The 16,010-nt window shown below is 65.1% G+C and carries 13 protein-coding genes; 3 read left to right on the plus strand and 10 right to left on the minus strand.

Annotation, left to right across the window (positions count from 1 at the left end; translation table 11 throughout):
* The 6 genes from WBG82_RS12860 to WBG82_RS12885 form a co-directional block, all read right to left on the minus strand.
* On the minus strand, positions 1 to 917 hold a 917-nt coding region (locus WBG82_RS12860; protein ID WP_424424915.1), incomplete at its 3' end, for an Hpt domain-containing protein.
* A gap of 192 nt (positions 918 to 1,109) precedes the next feature.
* Positions 1,110 to 1,598: a carboxymuconolactone decarboxylase family protein gene (locus WBG82_RS12865; protein WP_424424916.1), complete on the minus strand. Its 489-nt coding sequence runs from the start codon at positions 1,596 to 1,598 to the stop codon at positions 1,110 to 1,112.
* A gap of 121 nt (positions 1,599 to 1,719) precedes the next feature.
* Complete coding sequence (locus tag WBG82_RS12870) at positions 1,720 to 3,438, minus strand: ATP-binding protein (RefSeq protein ID WP_424424917.1); 1,719 nt, start codon at positions 3,436 to 3,438, stop codon at positions 1,720 to 1,722.
* A complete protein-coding gene (locus WBG82_RS12875; protein ID WP_424424918.1) occupies positions 3,435 to 4,295 on the minus strand; it encodes a sensor histidine kinase in 861 nt (286 codons plus the stop codon). The genes WBG82_RS12870 and WBG82_RS12875 overlap by 4 nt, the downstream gene beginning before the upstream one ends.
* A gap of 269 nt (positions 4,296 to 4,564) precedes the next feature.
* Positions 4,565 to 5,851 (minus strand): 4-aminobutyrate--2-oxoglutarate transaminase, encoded by a 1,287-nt coding sequence (gene gabT, locus WBG82_RS12880; protein ID WP_424424919.1) that lies wholly within the window; start codon positions 5,849 to 5,851, stop codon positions 4,565 to 4,567.
* A gap of 246 nt (positions 5,852 to 6,097) precedes the next feature.
* Positions 6,098 to 6,682, minus strand: coding sequence for a bactofilin family protein (locus WBG82_RS12885; RefSeq protein WP_424424920.1), 585 nt, complete (start codon positions 6,680 to 6,682; stop codon positions 6,098 to 6,100).
* Between the two features lie 262 nt (positions 6,683 to 6,944).
* On the opposite strand from WBG82_RS12885, the gene WBG82_RS12890 reads away from it, so the two are divergent.
* A complete protein-coding gene (locus WBG82_RS12890; RefSeq protein WP_424424921.1) occupies positions 6,945 to 7,793 on the plus strand; it encodes a sterol desaturase family protein in 849 nt (282 codons plus the stop codon).
* Positions 7,794 to 7,900: 107 nt separating this feature from the next.
* Positions 7,901 to 10,306, plus strand: coding sequence for a heavy metal translocating P-type ATPase (locus WBG82_RS12895; protein ID WP_424424922.1), 2,406 nt, complete (start codon positions 7,901 to 7,903; stop codon positions 10,304 to 10,306).
* 15 nt (positions 10,307 to 10,321) lie between these two features.
* On the opposite strand, the gene arcC is transcribed toward WBG82_RS12895, so the two are convergent.
* Genes arcC through ptcA form a run of 4 tightly spaced genes read right to left on the minus strand, consistent with a single transcriptional unit; the run spans position 10,322 to position 14,804 of the window.
* Positions 10,322 to 11,224 carry a carbamate kinase gene (arcC, locus tag WBG82_RS12900; RefSeq protein ID WP_424424923.1) on the minus strand — a complete coding sequence of 301 codons (903 nt, stop codon included), beginning with the start codon at positions 11,222 to 11,224 and terminating at the stop codon, positions 10,322 to 10,324.
* A gap of 1 nt (position 11,225) precedes the next feature.
* Positions 11,226 to 12,323 (minus strand): agmatine deiminase, encoded by a 1,098-nt coding sequence (aguA, locus tag WBG82_RS12905; RefSeq protein WP_424424924.1) that lies wholly within the window; start codon positions 12,321 to 12,323, stop codon positions 11,226 to 11,228.
* 5 nt (positions 12,324 to 12,328) lie between these two features.
* Positions 12,329 to 13,732: an APC family permease gene (locus WBG82_RS12910; protein ID WP_424424925.1), complete on the minus strand. Its 1,404-nt coding sequence runs from the start codon at positions 13,730 to 13,732 to the stop codon at positions 12,329 to 12,331.
* A 43-nt stretch (positions 13,733 to 13,775) separates the two neighbouring features.
* Positions 13,776 to 14,804, minus strand: a complete 1,029-nt coding sequence (gene ptcA, locus WBG82_RS12915; protein WP_424424926.1) for a putrescine carbamoyltransferase — start codon at positions 14,802 to 14,804, stop codon at positions 13,776 to 13,778.
* A gap of 115 nt (positions 14,805 to 14,919) precedes the next feature.
* Between ptcA and aguB the strand changes: the two genes are divergently transcribed.
* Entirely contained in the window at positions 14,920 to 15,807 is an 888-nt protein-coding gene (gene aguB / locus WBG82_RS12920; RefSeq protein WP_424424927.1) for an N-carbamoylputrescine amidase, read from the plus strand.
* The last annotated feature ends 203 nt before the right edge of the window (positions 15,808 to 16,010 follow it).

Here is a 16,010-nt window from a genome sequence, read left to right on the forward strand (position 1 = left end):
GAGCGGGCGGCGCTCCGGGCGGCGGGCTTCGCGACCGGGGCCGCGACCGGCTCCGGCTCGACGATCTCTTCGGCGATCTCCTCGGCAACCGCTTCCGCCATCACGGGCGCGGGGCTCGCCGCAGGCACCGCCGCGGCGACATTGAAGCGCGAGAGAACGGCGGCGATATCGGCATCGGCCACTTCGAGCGTCGAGAGCGCCTTGCCGAACTCGTCGCGAAGCATGTGAAGCTCGCGCTCGGTCCAGCCGCTGGCGAGAAGGCCGGCGATCACGCGGTCCATATCGTCCGCCGCGCCCGCCTTGCCGGTCAGCGCCGAGGCGAAAGCGCCCGCAAGCGCGAACTGGAGATTGAGAAGCTCGCTCTCGGGATCGGGATGGTCGGAAATGGCCGCAAGCAATTCCGCGCAGGCCTGCTCGCAGGCCGAATCGAACACGGAAGCGCCGCCGATCCGCTCATAAAGCCCGTCGACCGAGACGGGCTCGGCGGGAACGGCCGTCTCGAAAAGAGCCTCCTCCGCCATTCCGGCCTCGGAAACCCACTCGCCGCTCGCCATCTGGCGAAGCGCCGCGATGACATCCTCGTCGCAGCCCTCGGGCTCGGCCCCGGAGACGCCGAGCGCCGCGATCAGCTCCTTGATCCGGTCGAGAGCCGCAAGGACCAGCGACACCGCATCCGCGCTGACATCGAGTTCGCCGTCGCGGATCTTGCCCAGCACATCCTCGGCGGCATGAGCCACCGCCTCGAGGCGCGGCAGCCCGAGAAAGCCGCAAGTCCCCTTGATCGTGTGCATGATGCGGAAAATGCTGGCGAGCAGCACCGGATCGGCCGGGCGCTGTTCAAGCTCGACAAGCTCGCTGTCGAGCATTTCCAGCGCCTCGGTCGTCTCAGCGAGAAATTCTTTGAGGAGGTCGTCCATTGTCAGGTACCCACTTGGCCGAACCCGAGGATTTAGGGTTCGAATGAGCGGCAAGTATTCCCGGCAATGCTTAACAATTAGGGAAGCCGCATCGCGGCTTCCCTTACGAGATCGGCAAGAACTTGGCCTCGCTGCGGCCCTTGGCCCGCGCTGCCGTTACGGCAACCGCAAGCCGGGGCGCGGACGGCGGATTCAGGAAGCGGCGCGTTCGCGTAGCGAGCCCGCCTTGTAGTGGCCCGCCTCGGCGCCGAAGGCGATGCTGAAGCGGTTCCAGCCATTGATGGCGACCACGGCGGCGGTGAGATCGACGAGGCCCGCCTCGCCGAACTGCGCGAGCGCCTCTTCATAGATCGCGTCGGAAACGCCCTCCTCGCCAAGCCGTGTCAGCGCCTCGGTCCAGGCAAGGGCGGCCCGCTCGCGCGGCGAATAGAGAGATGTCTCCCGCCAGACGCTCAGAAGATAGAGCTTCTGCTCCGACGCGCCCGCCGCACGCAGCTCCTTCGTGTGCATGTCGATGCAGAAGGCGCAGCCATTGATCTGCGATGCGCGAAGGCTGATGAGTTCGATGAGGTCTTCCCCGAGCCCGGCCGCATGCGCGTGGCCGCTGAGCTGCATCATGGCCTGAAGGGCCTTGGGAGAAGCTGCCGGATAGTCCAAACGGCGGAAATTGCGTGTCGTCATCTTGTCCTCGCTGGTTGAGCGTGTGATCTGGGGACAAGACGAAGGGAGAGCCGCCCGTGTGACAGCCCGCCGCAAAAAAGGATCGCCGATCGGGCGGAAGGGCGCAGGCGGCCCGCCTCTCCTAGCGGCCGGAGCCCGAATCCGTCCTTTCGCGCCCGGCGACCCGCCATCTGGCGATGATCGTTTCGAGCTGCTGGCGGTCCATGTTCGGCGATTTCCAGTGATGCGAGAAACCGGCCTGAAGGTTATGTGGCGCGTGCTCCTTGCCGAGATCGTCGAACCTTATGCGCATGGGCATGGCGACGCCCTGGCCGAAGACGATGGCCTCCCTGTCGCCGAGGAGCGGCAGGAAATCGAGGAGATCGAGCGCGCCGTCATGCGTGTTCGCGCGCATCACCGTCTGGTCGCGCTCGGTCGAAAGCCGCATGGCGACGGCGGTGCTGCACTGGGACAGCACGGTCGGATCGAGATCCGATGGGCGCTGGGTGACGAGCGCAAGCGAGAGCCCGTATTTGCGGCCCTCCTTGGCGATCCGCGACAGCGCCTGGCGGGTCGGCGCGAACTTGTCGGCGGGGCCGGCGGGCGCGTAGCGATGCGCCTCCTCGCAGACAAGCAGCATCGGCAGGCCGCCCTTGCTCCAGACGGCGAGGTCGAAGGCGAGGCGCGAAATGACGGAGATGACGACGTCGAGGATTTCCGACGGCACGGTGGAGAGATTAATGACCGTCACCGGGCGCCCGTCGCTCGGCACACGGAAGAGCTGCCCGAGCGTTTCCGTCATCGTGTCCTGCACGGTCAGGCTGCCGAACATGAAACTGTAGCGCTGATCGCCGACCAGCGTTTCGATGCGGTTCTTGAGCCTGCGATAGGGAACGGTCGCCTGCACGCGGTCGAGCTTGCCAAGCTGCTCGTCGATATAGGCGACGACATCGGAAAGGCGAAAGGGCGTCGGCGTCTCGACGGTGATGCCGCCGCCATCGAGCGGCCTGCGCATCATGGTCGGGGTTCGCGTCGTGCCCGCATCGACGAAACGCCTTTTGGCGACGACGACGGCATCGCGCAGGATTTCCGCTTCCGCGTCGCGATGGGAGTCGGCACTTGTCAGCGCCTCCGTCAGCTCCTGGAAATTGAGCAGCCAGATCGGCAGATGGAGATTGCCCGGGTCGATGAGTTCGGCCTGATCGCCAAAGGCGCTCGGATATTCGTTGTGCACGTCCAGCACGACGATATGCGCATATTGATGATCTTCCAGAACGCGCCGCAGGATGCAGGTGAGTGCGGACGACTTGCCGCAACCCGTCGTGCCCACGACGATGAAGTGCTTGGCGAGAAGCTCGTCGATCAGCAGGCGCGCCGGCACGGCGGGGTCCTGATAGAGCGTGCCGACCTTGATGCTCGGAACGGCGGGCTGCGCATAGACGCGCGTGAGATCGTGCCGGTCGGCGATCAGAACCGCATCGCCAAGGCTCGGAAGCGAGGCGACGCCGCGCCGGAAGGAAAGCCGGCCGGTCGCCGGATCGGCCACCAGCTCGCCCGCCAGATTGATTTCGATGAGGCCAAGTTCGGGACTTCCCGCATCGATCGATGGCGTCGGCGAGGAGATCGCGGAAACGAGCCCGACGACCGATGAGGTCGGTGTGGAAATCTTCAGGAGCGACCCGATCTGTACGCGCGAGTCGCGCCGCCCCATCTCGTCGAAAATCGCGCGATCGAGAACGGCGACCGCCTGCGAGCCGGACACCGAGACGATATGCGCGATCCGCTTCGGCTCGGCGATGGGAACGCCGCGGCGCTCCTGCTCTGGAACCGACGGTCTGGATGCCGCTGTGGGAATGGTCATGAGCTTCGGCCTGGCTGGAGGGACGCCGCCTCGAGAGACGGCAGGCGGGAGCGGGAGGGAGCGGCGGGCGGCGCGGCCCGGTTCGCATGATCGGCGCCGGGCACGTTCGGTCGCAGCGTCACCACCACGGTCGTGCCACTCCCGTGCTGGCTGGAAATGTGAAAGTCGCCGCCATGCTGCCTTGTGAGCGCGGCCGCGATCGGAAGCCCAAGGCCCGTGCCCTCATGCGCGCGGGAATAGCTCGACTGCACCTGGCCGAAGGGCTGCAGGGCGACGGCGAGCTGATCGGCCGTCATGCCAATGCCCGTATCGGCGATGGCGATCGTCGCGCCGCCCTCCGGCGTGCGCTGCGCCACGACCAGGATCCGGCCACCCTCCCCGGTGAACTTGCTCGCATTGGAAAGAAGGTTGATGAGTATCTGCTTCATGCGCGCGGCATCGGCCGGCAGGATCGGCAGGTCGGGCGCCGCCTTGAATTCGAGCGACTGCCGCTTGGCGCGAGCACGATCGCGGACGAGCAGCAGGCTCGCATCGACGAGTTCGCGGATGCTGCACTCCTCGATATTGAGAGTGAAGGTGCCGCTCTCGATCTTCGAAATGTCGAGAATGTCGGAGATGATATTGAGAAGGTGACGGCCGGCGCCCGAAATATGCGCCGCATATTCGAGGCTCTTGCCGGAGTCGCGCCCCTCCGAGGCAAAATGCCGCATGAGATCGGCAAAGCCGATGATCGCGTTGAGCGGCGTCCGCAGCTCATGGCTCATATTGGCGAGAAATTCGGACTTCGTGCGGCTTGCCGCATCCGCCTCGAGCTTGGCCGCCCTGAGCGCCTGTTCCGCCCGCTTGCGCGAAATCAACTCGCCCAGATTGGTTGAATACTGCGCAAGAAGGCCTTTTTTCTTTACCGGAGTTCTTTGTGCGCTCAACATCATCTTTGTACACCTGAATGGTGCCCAAGATTAGCGTTCCGAGTGTTGAGCTAGTGTAAATGTATCCCTAAAGTGAACATACTGTTTCGCAGCAAATTCGGCTTATCGCACTCCCGGATCGGGGCGCAAAAGGGGTAAGCCTTTTCGAGCGGGCGCCCGAGGGCACCCGCGCCGAGCCGCGGACAGGGCGCGCCGCACTAGCCTCGCGACGAGACGAGCGCGCGCTCGAGCTTGTCGAGCCCTTCGTCGAGGATCGCGTCCGAGGCCGTCAGCGGCACGAGGATGCGGATCGCATTGCTGAAGACGCCGCACGAAAGAAGAATGAGCCCCTCCTCAAGCGCCGCATTGGTGACGCGCTTCGTCGCATCCGCATCCGGCTCATAGGCGCCGCGATGCTTCACGATGTCGAAGCCGATCATCGCTCCATGACCGCGAATGCCGGTGATGGGGACGGTGTCGTTGCGCGACGCGATCTTCTGCAGCCGCCCCTTGATATGGGCGCCCATCGCATTGGCGCGGTCGATGAGCTTTTCCTCCGCAATCGCGTCAAGAACGGCGAGCGCGGCGGCGCAGGCGACCGGGCTCCCCGCATAAGTGCCGCCAAGGCCGCCCGGCTCCGCAGCATCCATGATGTCGGCCCGCCCGATGACCCCCGAAAGCGGAAAGCCGCCGGCAAGCGACTTCGCCACCGTGATCATGTCGGGCTCGACGCCCGAATGCTCGATGCCGAACATGCGCCCCGTCCGCGCGAACCCCGTCTGCACTTCGTCCGCGACCAGAAGAATTCCGTTCTCGTCGCAAAGCTTGCGCAGCGCGACGAGCAATTCCTTCGGCGCCTCGTAGAAGCCGCCCTCGCCCTGCACGGGCTCGATCATGATCGCGGCGACGCGCGAAGGCTCCACATCGGCACGGAAGAGGAATTCGAGCGCGCGCAGTGAATCCGCAACCGTCACCCCGTGATCTGCGACCGGGAACGGCACATGGAAGACCTCGGCCGGCATTGGTCCGAACTTCTTCTTGTAGGGCAATGTCTTGCCCGTGAGCGCCATGGTCATCATCGTGCGCCCGTGAAAACCGCCGGCAAAGGCGATGACCGCCGAACGCCCCGTCGCCGCGCGCGCGATCTTCACCGCGTTTTCGGTCGCCTCCGCGCCCGTGGTGAAGAGGATCGTCTTCGCGGGCCCCTTGAAGGGCGCGAGAGCATTGAGCCGCTCGGCAAGCGCGATATAGGGCTCATAGGCGACGACCTGAAAGGCCGTATGCGTATAATTCTTGAGCTGCTTCTCGACCGCGGCGATTACCTTCGGATGCCGGTGGCCGGTATTGAGCACCGCGATGCCGCCCGCGAAATCGACGAAACGCTGCCCTTCCACATCCCAGAGTTCGGCATTCTCCGCCCGCGCGGCAAAGACCGGATAGGCGGTCGCCACGCCACGCGGTATGGCCCGCTCGCGCCGCGTCAAAAGCTCTCTGTTATCGCTCATCTATGAACTCCCTGAGAACGGTTCGCATCGCACTGCTTCCGGCCGGCTCGGGTCCGGTCGGCCCATCGGCCTTTCGCTCGCAGGCGCATCGAACCATCCCGGCCCGCGGGGGCGAATGAGCGCAAGAGCAACTCTGCCTCCGCGCCGCGCGGCCGGCAAGCCGCCCCGCCATGAAAAAAGCGCCCGCGGCGAAGCGCGGGCGCAAAGGCGAGCGGTACGAAACGTACCGCCGAGGATCGACGATGCTCAGCTCAACATGAGGGAGATGATGCCGATCGAACCGAGCGTGAAGAAAACGCCATAACCAAAGCTCATCGAACGGCGCAGGAACGAGCCGGTGACACTGGCGCGCAGCGGGAACATCCTGAACGGGCGGCCTTCCTCAAGCGCCTCGGCCGCCTCGATTTCCTCGTCCATCACCTTGACCTGCGCGCGGATCGTCGCGCCGCGATGGGTGATGAGCTTGCCGCACTGGATCTCGCCGGTGACATGGCTCGACGAGCGAAGGATGACCTCGCCGGTGACGACGAGCTGCCCGTCAAAGGCGCCGGCGATCTCCGCGCGCGCGGCATGGGCGTCGCCCTCGACCGAGCCCGAAGCACCGATGGACAGGAGCGAGGTCTTCAGATCGGCACGGCTCATCCGCCCATCGACGAACATCGAGCCCTGCGTCTCGAACGAGCCTTCGAGCGAGCTGTTCTCACCGACGACGATATCCTCGCTGCCTGCGCGCATGACGCGCAGCGTTGCCGCCGGCGCCTTTTTCCCCTTGTCGTTTGAGGCGCTGGCGGGAAGGGTCCCGGCAAAGGATTCAATCGCGTCACTGCTCATGGGAACCTGCTCCTTGCGAGTTCGGCGGCCGCCCAGACGGCCCCCGCGTCATTTCACGAAGGTTCACGCTGCGGCCGGGTGGCGCCATGTGCAAGCGCGTCACGCTCCAATCTGGAGCGATGGATGGCCCGGCGCCGCAAAAGGGCGGAAAGTCTCTTCATAATGGAGGCTTCGGCCGCGATGCGCCGCCGCGCGCTTTTCGTTATCATGCCTGGCACTTCATGGCGGACTGCGGGTTTGCCGACGAATGCGGGGGAAAAGCGTGCGCTGTTTTCTTTCCTATCTCTGGTGGCCTGTCCTCTTCGCCGGATCGCTGGGGCTTGTCTGCCTCGGCATGAAGACGGGGCATGACGTCCTGGCCTTCAATCTCACCTATCTCGGCCTCGCCATCACCGTCGCGATCGTCGAGCGCCTCATGCCGCATGAGCGGGAATGGCTCGCCAATGACGGCCAGATGGGCCCCGACCTCGCGCACACGCTGCTGAACAAGGGCCTCGCCCAGGTTATCATCACATTCGTCACCTTCATGGGCATTGCCGACTGGCTCGCCCCTTCGGGCGGCGGTTTCTGGCCCACGGGCTGGCCGCTCGCGCTCCAGACGGCGCTCGGCCTCGTCGTCGTCGAGGCGGGCCTCTACTGGAAGCACCGCCTCGCCCATGAATGGCCGTGGCTCTGGCGTTTCCATGCCGTGCATCACAGCGTCACGCGCCTCTGGTTCTTCAATACCGGCCGCTTTCACGTCGTCGATACGGTCACGGGCCTCATGGTCGGCATGCCCGTCCTGCTGCTTCTCGGCGCTCCGCGGGATGTGCTCCTCCTCGTGAGCGCGATCACCGCCATCATCGGGATGCTCACCCACTGCAATATCGAGATGCGCTGTGGCGTGCTGAATTATGTCTTCAACACGCCCGCCCTTCATCGCTGGCACCATTCGAAGGATCTGAGCGAAGGCAATCGCAACTACGGCGAAAATCTGATGCTGTTCGACCAGATTTTCCGCACCTTCTATAATTCGCCGCGCCGTCCCCCGGCCGATATCGGCATCAGGCATTACATGCCGCCGGATTTCGTCGGCCAGCTGAAGGCGCCCTTCACCGGACAGCCGCTCTGACCGGCGCTCCGCCGGGGCGGATTTCCGGCCCACATGGCGCTTGACCCTCCAGTGACAGGAAGGTTTAGGGTCCCCTTCATCGACAGTTGCGACGAAGGGACCGGACCATGGCCACTGAAACGAGGCCCGCCTGCTGCGGCGGCCACGCGCATGAGAAGGCGCATGAGCACGCCCATGGCCACGCGCATGGAAACGGCCATACACATGGAAACGCCCACAGCCACGGCGTGAAAGACCCCGTCTGCGGCATGACGGTCGATCCCGCCAGCGCCAAATTCAGCGCCAGCCACGAGGGCGAGACCTATTATTTCTGCTCGGATGGCTGCCGGAAGAAATTCATCGCCGATCCGGTGAAGTATCTGCACCCGCAGGAAGCAGCGCCCGCCGCCACCCAGCCCGAAGGCACCATCTACACCTGCCCCATGCACCCGGAGGTGCAGCAGGTGGGCCCCGGCGCCTGCCCGATTTGCGGCATGGCGCTCGAGCCTATGCTGATCACCGCCGACACTGGCCCGAGCCACGAACTCCTCGACATGCAGCGGCGTTTCTGGATCGGCCTCGTGCTCACCCTCCCCGTCTTCATTCTCGAAATGGGCGGGCATCTGACCGGGCTGACCGAGAGCCTCGGCAGCACGGTCTCGAACTGGACCCAGTTCGCGTTCGCCACGCCCGTCGTGCTCTGGGCGGGCCTGCCCTTCTTTGAACGCGGCTGGCAATCGCTCCTCACGCGCAACCTCAACATGTTCACGCTGATCGCCATGGGCACCGGCGTCGCCTGGGGTTACAGCGTCGTCGCAACGGCCATGCCCGGCCTCTTCCCAGAGGCATTCCGCGCCGCGGACGGCTCGGTCGCCGTCTATTTCGAGGCGGCGGCGGTCATCACCGTTCTCGTGCTGCTCGGGCAGGTGCTCGAACTGCGCGCGAGAGAAAGGACGAGCGGCGCCATTCGCGCGCTGCTCGACCTCGCGCCCAAAATGGCCCGGCGCGTGCGGCCCGATGGCGAGGATGAAGAAATCGCGCTCGAACTCGTCGCCATCGGCGATCGCCTGCGCGTGCGGCCCGGCGAGAAAGTGCCGGTCGATGGCGTGATCTCGGACGGGCGCGTCTCGATCGACGAATCCATGGTCACGGGCGAAGCCATGCCGGTGACCAAGGAGCCCGGCGCCCGGGTGATCGCGGGCACGCTCAACGGCTCCGGCAGCTTCGTCATGGTCGCCGAGAAGGTCGGCCGCGACACCATGCTCGCCCGCATCGTGCAGATGGTCGCCGATGCCCAGCGCTCGCGCGCGCCGATCCAGCGCCTCGCCGATCGCGTTTCCGGCTGGTTCGTGCCGCTGGTGATCGTTACCGCGGTTCTCGCCTTTGGCGCATGGGCGCTCTGGGGGCCCGAGCCGCGCTTCTCCTACGGGCTCGTCGCCGCCGTCGCGGTCCTCATCATCGCCTGTCCCTGCGCGCTCGGACTTGCCACGCCCATGTCGATCATGGTCGGCGTCGGGCGCGGCGCGGGCGCGGGCGTCCTCATCAAGAATGCCGAGGCGCTGGAGCATATGGAAAAGGTGGACACGCTCGTCATCGACAAGACGGGCACTCTCACCGAAGGCAAGCCCTCCGTTGTCGGCATGGCGACGGCCGGTGACCTCGCCGAAGACGAGTTGCTGCGCCTTGCCGCCAGCGTCGAGCGCGCGAGCGAGCATCCGCTGGCACACGCCATCGTCGCCGCCGCGAAGGATCGCGGCCTCCAGCTTGCCGAGGTGAGCGACTTCGATTCACCCTCCGGCAAGGGCGCGGCAGGCACGGTCGAGGGACGGCGCATCGTCATCGGCAATGCGAATTATCTGGACGAGATCGGCGTTTCGACGGCGGCGCTCGCCGCCCGCGCCGAAGAAATGCGGCTCGACGGCGCGACGGCCATTTTCGTCAGCGTCGATGGAAAGCTCGCGGGCGCCATCGCCATCGCGGACCCGGTGAAGGAGACGACGCCGCAGGCCCTCGCCGCGCTCAGGGCCGAAGGCATCCGCATCGTCATGCTGACGGGCGACAATCCGACGACGGCGCAGGCCGTCGCCCGCCGCCTCGGCATAGAAGAGGTGAAGGCCGAAGTCCTTCCCGAGGAGAAGGCGAATGTCGTCGCCCAGCTCACAAAGGCAGGCCGCATCGTCGCCATGGCGGGCGATGGCGTCAATGACGCGCCCGCGCTCGCCGCGGCCGAAATCGGCATCGCCATGGGAACGGGAACCGACGTTGCGATGGAAAGCGCAGGCGTCACGCTTCTGAAAGGCGACCTCATGGGCATCGTCCGCGCGCGCCGCCTCTCCGAAGCGACGATGCGGAACATCCGCCAGAACCTTTTCTTCGCCTTCATTTACAACGCGGCCGGCATCCCCGTCGCGGCGGGCGTGCTCTACCCCGTCTTCGGGCTCTTGCTCTCGCCCGTCATCGCGGCGGCGGCCATGGCGCTTTCCTCGGTCAGCGTGATCTCGAACGCGCTCCGGCTGCGCTACGTGCGGCTCTAGGGCACACGAAGCGCATCAGGGGTCGATGCGGGTTCCCGCCTCGCCCTCGATCACGCGCTTCGCATCGGCAAGATTGCCGATGAAGGCGGGGCGGCCGGTCGTCCTCGCGAAGCGGCAGGCCGCATCGACCTTCGGCCCCATCGAACCGTTCGCGAAGGCGCTGACGTCGAATTCGTCCGCACGTGCACGATTGATGAGATCGGGCTCCTCGCCGCCCCAGTTGCGATAGACGCCTTCGACATCGGTGAGGATGACGAGCCGGTCCGCATCGAGATTGCAGGCGAGAAGGGACGCGCCGAGATCCTTGTCGATCACCGCCTCGACGCCTTCGAGAACGCCACCCGCCCTCTCAACGACCGGGATGCCGCCGCCGCCCGTGCAGATCACGATCTGTCCCGCCTCGATGAGGAGCCTGATGGCATCGAGTTCGACGATGCGCCGGGGTGCCGGCGAGGCGACGACGCGGCGGAACGCCTCGCCATCCGCCGCCATCGACCAGCCCCGCTCCGCGGCGAGCCCGCCCGCGCCCGCCTCCGCATAGACGGGTCCGATCGGCTTCGTCGGCCGCGCGAAGGCCGGATCGGTGCCATCGACCACCGTCTGCGTCAGCAGGGTGACGATGCCGCGCTGCGGCAGCATGCGCCGCAGCTCCTGCGCGATCACATAGCCGATCATCCCCTGCGACTCGGCGCCCAGCACATCGAGCGGATAGGGCGGCACGGCCTTGTAGGCATCGGCCTCGAGGGCGAGCAGCCCCACCTGCGGGCCATTGCCATGCACGAGGACGAGCGTGTGGCGGCCCGCGGCTTCTGCCAGCGCGGCGGCCGAGGCGCGCATGTTCTTCCGCTGGTTCTCGAAGCTCAGAACCTCGCCGCGCTTCAGAAGGGCGTTTCCGCCGATGGCCACCACGAGCCGCATGTCAGAGGCCGCCCGCCTGCTGCTGCGTGATGCAATGGATATTGCCGCCGCCGAGAAGGATCTCGCGCGCCGCAACGCCCTTCACCTTCCGGCCGGGAAACACCCTTGCCAGCGTTTCAACCGCCGCCCCGTCATGTTTCGGATCGAGGAGCGGCATGATGATCGCGCCATTCGCGATGTAGAAATTGACATAGGAAGCGGCGAGCCGGAGGCCCGCCACGCGCGGCTGCGTGCCCTCGACATGATCGACGCCCTCGGCCTCTTCCGCCGTCTGGAAGAGCGGCCCCGGCTGGTGAAGCTTCACTACTTCGAGCGAGCGGCCCCTGGCGTCCTTCGCATGGGAGAGGCGCGCCAGCGCATCCTTGCTGATCTCATACTGTGGATCGGCGGTGTCGTCCGTCCAGCTCAGAAGCACGACGCCGGGCCGCGCGAAGCAGGCGATATTGTCGATATGCCCGGATGTCTCGTCATTATGGACGCCGCGATCGAGCCAGATCGTGCGGGAGATGCCGAGCCAAGCTTCGAGCTGCGCTTCGATTTCCGCCTTCGACAGGCCCGGATTGCGGTTCGGATTGAGAAGACATTCCTCCGTCGTCAGAAGGGTCCCCTCCCCATCGACATGGATCGCCCCGCCTTCGAGAACGATGGGCGCCTTGTACCGGTCGAGCCCCTCGATCCCGAGCACCTTCTGCGCGACAAGCTCGTCCTGATCCCACGGAAAATAGAGCCCGCCTTCGAGCCCGCCCCAGGCATTGAAGACCCAGTCGACGCCGCGCACATGCCCCTTGCCATCGACGACGCAGGTGGGGCCGCAATCGCGCATCCATGCGTCGTTGGTCGTCATCTCGACGACGCGAACCGCCGGCGAGAGCACGCGCCGCGCATTCTGATACTGCGCGGGCGAGACGCACATGCTCACGGGTTCCGTCTCGGCGATGGCCTCCGCCACGCTGGCAAAGGCGGCCTGTGCGGGCTTCGCCCCCATGCGCCAGTTGTCGGTGCGCTCCGGCCAGATCATCCAGGTGCCCGCATGCGCCGCCCACTCCGCCGGCATGAAAAATCCGTCGGCGCGGGGCGTCGAGGCGAGGAGTCGGGACATGAGTTTCAGGCTCCTTTGCGGCGCGTCTGCAACGCGAGAATGATTTCGCCGATGAGAACGGTGAGGACGACACCGCCAAGGACCGGCCCGGCCGTGCTCCAGTCGACCGGCTCGCCCGGCACCCAGACGAAGAAGAGAATGGCCTGGAGAATGAAGAGAACGCATATGGCGGCGATGAGCGTCAAGGCCGTCATGCCGCCCGGCACGCGATAGGGCCGCGCTGTCCCGGCGTCGATCCGCCTCAGCCGCAGGAAGGCGGGGAAGACGAGAAGATAGGGTAGCAGGAAGATGATCGAGCTGAAGGCGAAGAGCGACCAGAAGAGATCCTCCGCGCTTGCTGCCATGAAGCCGTAAAGCACGATGACGACCGTCGAGACGATGCCCGTCCAGAGAAAAGCGCCAACAGGCGTCTGATAGGTCGGATGGAGCGAGGCCAGGACGGCGGGAAGCTCGCCATCGGCGGCGGCGGCCTGCGCGGTGCGGTTCGCGCCGAGCGTCCAGGTCACCATATTGGCGAAGAAGGTGTAGAGAGCGCCGATGCCGATGAGAACGGTCGCGGTCTTGGCGAGTTCGGATTCGCCCAGAAGCCGCGAGACCGTGTCGAGGACGCCGCTGATGAGGCCGATCTCGTTCACCGGAAGCGCGACGAGGATGCCGAAGGTCGCGAGCAGATAGAAGCCGACAATGGCAAGACCGGCGACGACGATTGCGATCGGCACATCGCGAGCCGGATTCTCCATTTCCTCTCCCGCGCCCGACATGAGTTCGAAGCCGAGAAAGTTGTAGACGACGACGGGCAGGAAGGCGAGGCCGACATCCCAGCCGGGCGTCAGCGTCGAGAGCGTCATCTCATTGGCGAAGCCACGTGTCGAGGCGATCCATATGCCGGCGACGCCCATGATGAGCATGATCGCAGCCTTCACCACCGCTCCGATATTCGGCACCCATTTGCTGTTGGCGAGGCTTGCGATGCCGACGCCGACGGTGATCCATGTCAGAAGGACGCCAAGGGCGATCTTGACCCAGAGGCTCATTTCAGGCGCGAAGAGCTGCGCGAACATGCCCGCGAAAAGGATGTACACAGATGGCATCCAGAGCGCGACATTGACCCAGTAATACCAGACGGTGCGTCCGGCCCATTTGTCGCCATAGGCGCGCCTGATCCATTGCTGTATGCCGCCTTCGCTCGGATATGCCGCGCCGAGTTCGGCCACGATGAGGCCATAGGGCACGAAGAAGAAGACGAAGGTGATGACCCACCACGCCAGCGACGACACGCCGACCTTGGCTGAGGCCGCGAGCGTGTCGATGACGAGGATCGCGCAGACGGTGAAAAGCGTCATGTCGAGCTGATTGAGCACGCGCTTGAAACCGCGACTCTGAGGCACCGGTTCGTTGAGAGCGATCATTTTCATATCTCCACGCTTTCCGATCTGGTTCGGCGGTTGCAGTTCACGAAGGATCGAAGGTGAGACGGAGGCTTTCGCCGAGAAACGCCTGAATGCGTCCCGCGTGCCAGTCGCGCAATGTGTGCGGCGGACGGCTGACGCGCGGATAGACGAATTTGATGAGAATGGCCTTCTCCGTGTGAAGGCGGTTCTCGGACTGGTCGTAGATGATGGAGCGGGGGTGATCGAGAACCTCGTCCGTCGCCTCGACGCCGCGGCTCGCAGGCAGGCAATGCATCATCTTCGCGTGGCGGGGCGCCTTCTCGAAAAGGGCGAGATTAACCTGGAAATTCGGCATGAAGGCGGCCTTGCGCTCGGGGATTTCCGCCTCCTGCCCGACCCACCACCACAGATCGGTATAAATGAAGTCGGCATCGCTCACGGCGGCGACGGGATCGTCCGTCACGACGAGCGTTCCGCCCGACAATTTGCAGTTCTCTCGCGCGATCTCCTGCAAGCTTTCCGGCGCCTGATATTTTCGAGGCGCGGCCTGCGTGAAGCGCATGCCGAGCTGGGTGCAGATGAGCATGAGCGACGAGCACACATTCGTCGTGTCGCCGATGAAGACGACATTGAGGTCCTCGAGCAACTTTCCGGGCAATTTGTGCTCGAGCATGGTGAAGACGTCGCAGATCACCTGCGTCGGATGGTTGTAGTCGGTGAGCCCGTTGATGACGGGCACGGTTGCGTGCCGCGCAAGCTCCAGCACCGTCTTGTGCGAGAGCGTCCGCGCCTCGATCGCATTCACCATCCGGCTGATGACCTTCGCCGTGTCCTTGGTGGATTCGCGCTGGCCGAGATGGATTTCACCCGGCCGGAGATAGAGCGCATGGCCGCCGAGCTTCGTCATTGCGACCTCGAAGGAAACGCGCGTGCGCGTGGAAGGCTCCTCGAAGATCATGCCGAGCGACGTGCCGCTCAGAAGCGGCGGCAGCGCGCCCTGCTTGTCCGCGTCCTTGGTGAGATGGATGAGCTGGATGAGATCGAGGAGCTCGGCCTTCGAGAAATCCTGTGTGTCGATGAAGTGACGCATGAGGAACCTATGACGCTGGCTGCAAGGAGGTTGCGAAGGCGCGACGCGGCGATCTAGAGTCGGTGCGGCCCTCCATTGCGGATGAGCCTTCGTTTCCGTATCGCCGGGTGCAAAGATGTCCGAACTGACCGTTGCCGCGACGCAGATGGCCTGCGGCCCCGATCGCGACGAGAACATTGCGAGAGCGGAAAAGCTCGTCACGCATGCCGCCGAGCGCGGCGCGCAGATCGTCCTGCTTCAGGAGCTTTTCGAGACGCCCTATTTCTGCAAGGACACGGAGCCCGGCTTTCTTCATCTCGCCCTGCCCGTGGCGGACAATCCCGCCGTGCGGCACATGCGGGCCCTCGCATATCGCCTGGGTGTCGTGCTGCCCGTCTCCATCTATGAGCGGACGAACAACGCCCTCTACAACTCGCTCGTCATGATCGACGCGGATGGAGAAATCCTTGGCGTCTATCGCAAGTCGCACATCCCCGACGGGCCGGGATACAAGGAGAAATATTATTTCTCCCCCGGCGACAGCGGTTTCCTCGTCTGGAACACGCGATATGCCCGCGTCGGCGCGGCCGTCTGCTGGGACCAGTGGTTCCCGGAAACCGCGCGCATCCTCGCGCTCAAGGGCGCCGACATCATCTGCTATCCGACGGCGATCGGCTCCGAGCCGCACGACCCGACCATCCATTCCCGCGACCACTGGCAGCGCACCATGCAGGGGCACGCGGCGGCCAATATGGTGCCCGTCATCGCCTCGAACAGGATCGGGCGCGAAGAAGGGCGCACATGCGAAATCACGTTCTACGGCTCGTCCTTCATCGCCGACAACACGGGCAAGAAGGTGGCCGAGGCGGGCGAGTCCGATGAAGCCGTGCTCACCGCGCAATTCGATCTCGACGCGCTTCGCCGCGCGCGCCTCGAATGGGGCGTCTTCCGCGACCGGCGCATCGACATATATGGCGAATTGCTGACGCTCGACGGCACACTGCGCCATCCGGCGCACAGGTGAACGGCGATGAGGTGACGGGTGGACCGCTCCGTCCTCGCTTCGCGCCTCGCTGCCCGACCGCGCCATCGTCTGTCCGATCGTGATCGTTTCGTCCTCAGATGATCGCGGTGGGCGGAAAATGCGGCATTGATCGGTATCAAACCCTCACAAATCCATGATGGCGTCAGGGTTAAATGCGGCGCCACGGCCATTTCGCGCTCCAA

This window comes from Parvibaculum sp. (genome assembly GCF_049671045.1).
Classification (GTDB): domain Bacteria; phylum Pseudomonadota; class Alphaproteobacteria; order Parvibaculales; family Parvibaculaceae; genus Parvibaculum.